Source organism: Phyllobacterium sp. P5_D12, from assembly GCF_054049495.1.
The window spans coordinates 1-612 of sequence record NZ_JBFUMG010001143.1; the positions used below are offsets into that span (position 1 = coordinate 1).

The 612-nt window shown below is 55.2% G+C and carries 1 protein-coding gene; it reads left to right on the top strand.

The annotated features are described in order from the left end of the window. Window positions 1–63: 63 nt before the first annotated feature. The coding region (locus ACXJ5O_RS29175) for an AfsR/SARP family transcriptional regulator (protein WP_457302944.1) at window positions 64–612 on the top strand (549 nt) is incomplete at its 3' end.

Sequence of the window (612 nt, forward strand, 5' to 3'; positions counted from 1 at the left end):
GAGCGAGAGCTCAAGCACAAGCAAGATAAAGCAATCCATGAGGCTACTCGGGGACCCACGCTGATGGACCGCAGTCAGCACAGCGAAGCGGCTTATCGTATGTACCTTATTGGACCCTTCGCGATCACTGATCCGGAGGGCAAGGTTCTGACGCCTAAATCCCAAAAGTCTCAAGCGATCCTTGCCATGCTGGCGGTCTCCCTAAGGGGATCACGTTCGAGAGTTTGGCTTCGTGACAAGCTTTGGAGCGACAGGCCTGAAGACCAGGCCTCTGCCAGTCTTCGCCAGGCATTGCTCGATATACGGAAATGCCTGGGTAATGCACGCGACATCCTTGTGGCTGACAAAAACACCGTCTCGCTTCGCATGGACTGCATACGGCTGGATATTGATGAAATCCTTTCCGAGGGCCATGTGGCGGGAGACGACGAAGTCGCCGCTGAACATTTTCTCGAAGGCGTCGACGTCAGAGATCCTGAATTCGAAGAATGGCTGACGCTTGAGCGACAGGTCTGGCAGCGCCGTTACGATGAGGGACAGCTTCAGCATAAATTCGAACCAAAGCTGGAGTTGGCGCGTCAGAACCGGGAGCCGACGCCACTCGTTCCTTTG